Origin of the sequence: Piscinibacter sp., assembly GCF_050175855.1 — a bacterium.
GTDB lineage: Bacteria > Pseudomonadota > Gammaproteobacteria > Burkholderiales > Burkholderiaceae_C > Piscinibacter.
This window is the reverse complement of sequence record NZ_JBFXIO010000527.1, coordinates 1-2,881: the sequence shown is the minus strand read 5'-3', so window position 1 is coordinate 2,881 and position 2,881 is coordinate 1. Positions and strand designations below refer to the sequence as shown.

Here is a 2,881-nt window from a genome sequence, read left to right as displayed (position 1 = left end):
GCCCTCGGCCCGGTGTCCGGAGGCGGCATGGCGGCAGGCAGCACGGTGCGCGGCACCTCGCTGGCACGGCTCGGCTTCGACGGCATCTCGGCGAGGCAGGCGGTGGAGGGCATCGACCTGTTGCTGGCCGCCGCGGTTGCGCATGCCTCGTGCGCAAGGTTCGACGCGAGGCGCTGGCTGGCGGCGACGCAGCGCGCCGGCGCGATCGGCATCGTCGAGGCGGTGGACGACGGGCATCAGGGCCGCACTGGCGCCGAGAGGAGCTTGCGCGAGCAGCTCGTCGAGGCGCCCGCAGGAGCGCCGCGACGCGGCGCACTGGAATCGGCCATTCGCGTCGAGGTCGCGGCGGTCCTGCGCATGGCGCCGCAGCGCGTGCCGAACGATCGAGCGCTGCGCGCGCTCGGCCTGGACTCACTGATGGCGTTGGAGCTGCGCAACCGGCTGGAGAAGCGCACCGGGGTGGCACTGTCGCCTACGCTGGCCTGGAATCACCCGACGGTCGCGGCCATTGCCGGCCATCTGGCCGAGCGGATGCAACTGCCGCTGGATGAGGCGCCAGCACCTGATGTCGAGCTCGATGCGCTGCTGGCGGAGCTGGAACAGATGAGCGACCACGAGGCGCGCGCGCAGCTCGTCCGTGGAGAGGGCCGATGAGCGCGCAGTCCGACCGGTTGGCCGCCTTGTCGCCCGAGAAGCGCGCGCTGCTCGCTCAGCGACTGGCGCAGAAGGCCGCCCCCCCACCGGCCGGCCCGGCGGCGGAGCGCATCGCCGTGGTCGCCGCAGCGTGCCGCCTGCCCGGTGGTGTCGACTCCCTGGACAGTTTCTGGGCCCTGCTTGCCGAAGGCCGTGACGCGGTGACCGACGTGCCGGCCGATCGCTGGAACGGCGCCCAACTCTTCGACGATGATGGTGACGCGCCCAATCGCATCCAGTCTCGATGCGGCGGCTTTCTGAAGGACGTCGATCGATTCGACGCCGCTTTCTTCGGCATCGCGCCGCGCGAAGCGGCGGCGATGGACCCACAGCAGCGACTGCTGCTCGAACTGGCCTGGGAGGCGCTGGAGGACGGCGGCCAGCCCGCCGATCGGCTGGCCGGCTCGGCCGGCGGCGTGTTCGTCGGAGCGCACAGCCAGAGCAGCGACAACTGGCTGCTGCAGCTGGCGCAGCGCGGCGGTCTCGAGAGTCACTCGGCCACCGGCTCGGCGCACAGCATCCTGGCCAATCGCATCTCCTATGCGCTGGATCTGCGCGGCCCGTCGATGGCGGTCGACACCGCCTGCTCGTCATCGCTGGTGGCGGTGCACCTGGCCTGCCAGAGCCTGCGCAGCGGCGAATGCGACACGGCGCTGGCCGGCGGCGTCAACCTGATGCTGGGGCCGAGCGCCAGCCTGGCGTTCAGCAAGCTGCGGATCCTCTCGGCCGGCGGCCGTTGCCGCAGCTTCGACGCCGCGGCGGACGGCATCGTGCGAGGAGAGGGCGCGGCCCTGGTGCTGCTCAAGCGATTGCCCGACGCTCTGCGCGATGGCGATCCCGTGCTCGCCCTGATCGCCGGCAGTGCCGTGAATCAGGATGGCGCCAGCAACGGCCTGACGGCGCCGAACGGCCCCGCGCAGGAAGCGGTCATCCGGCGTGCCCTGGCCATGGGCGGCATCTCCTCCGGGCGCTATGGTTACGTCGAGACGCACGGCACTGGTACGCCGCTGGGCGACCCGGTCGAGGTCGAGGCGCTGGCGCGGGTGATCGGCGCGCCGGTGGATCCGGCACAGCGCTGCTGGCTCGGCGCCCTGAAGACCAACATCGGCCACCTCGAGGCCGCTGCAGGCATCGCCGGGCTGATCAAGGCGGTACTGTGCCTGCGCGAGGGCCGGGTGCCGCGCAACCTGCACTACACCTCGCCGAACCCGCATCTGCGCCTGGAGGGCACGCCACTGGCGATCCCCGCCGCGCTCGAGAACTGGCCCGCCAAGCCGACGCCGCGCGTGGCCGGTGTCAGCTCGTTCGGCTTCGGCGGCACCAATGCGCATGTCGTGCTCGAGGAGTTCCGGTCGGCGCCAGCGGTCGAACCGTCGAGCCCGGTGGCGCCGCGCGAAGAGTGGCTCACCATCTCGGCACGCGACCGTGGCGCGCTGGACGCGCTGATGCGCGGCAACGTCGCGGCGCTGCGCGAACTGCCTGCCGGATCATCCGCTGCCCTGGCCGACTTCGCGCACACGGCCCGGCAGCGGCGCAGCCACCATCCTTTCCGCGTCGCGGTTCACGGGCCGAGCGCCCTGGCCCTGGCCGACCGGCTGGACGCGCGCCTGGACGAGATCCCGACGCTGGAGCCCGCGGCTGCGCAGGGAAGGCCCGTCTGGGTCTTCAGCGGCCAGGGCGGTCTGTGGTCGGGCGCCGCGCGCGAGCTGTACGACACCGAGCCGGCCTTCCGTGCCGCACTCGACGAGGTCGCGGCCACCTTTGCCGAGCGCGCCGGCTGGGACCTGCGCGAACCCCTGCTGTCCGCCGACGCCGATTCGCGTCTCGAGGCCACCGAGGTCGCGCAGCCGGTGCTGTTCGGCCTTCAGGTGGCGCTGGCTGCGCTGTGGCGCGCATCGGGAGTGATGCCCGGCGCGATCGTCGGCCACAGCGTCGGCGAAGTGGCTGCGGCCCATGCCGCCGGCGTCCTGACGCTGGTCGATGCCGTGCGCGTGGTCCACGAGCGTTCGCGCGCGATGCAGGCGGCCGCCGGCCGTGGCCGCATGGCGCAGGTGGAGTGCGCCGAGTCGGAGCTGGGCCTCGAGCTGGCCGCAGGCGACGTCAGCATCGCAGCGATCAACGGGCCGCACACCGTGGTGCTGGCCGCCGCGCCGCTGGCGCTGGACGATGCACTGAAGCGCCTGGCCGG

The 2,881-nt window shown here is 72.9% G+C and carries 2 protein-coding genes; both read left to right on the top strand.

The window, feature by feature from the left end; genetic code table 11:
* Window positions 1-654: acyl carrier protein (locus AB7U92_RS25150; RefSeq protein ID WP_428583283.1), on the top strand; the 654-nt coding region annotated here is incomplete at its 5' end.
* Window positions 651-2,881, top strand: a 2,231-nt coding sequence (locus AB7U92_RS25145) for a type I polyketide synthase (protein WP_428583281.1), incomplete at its 3' end; no start/stop codon positions are given. The genes AB7U92_RS25150 and AB7U92_RS25145, both read left to right, overlap by 4 nt.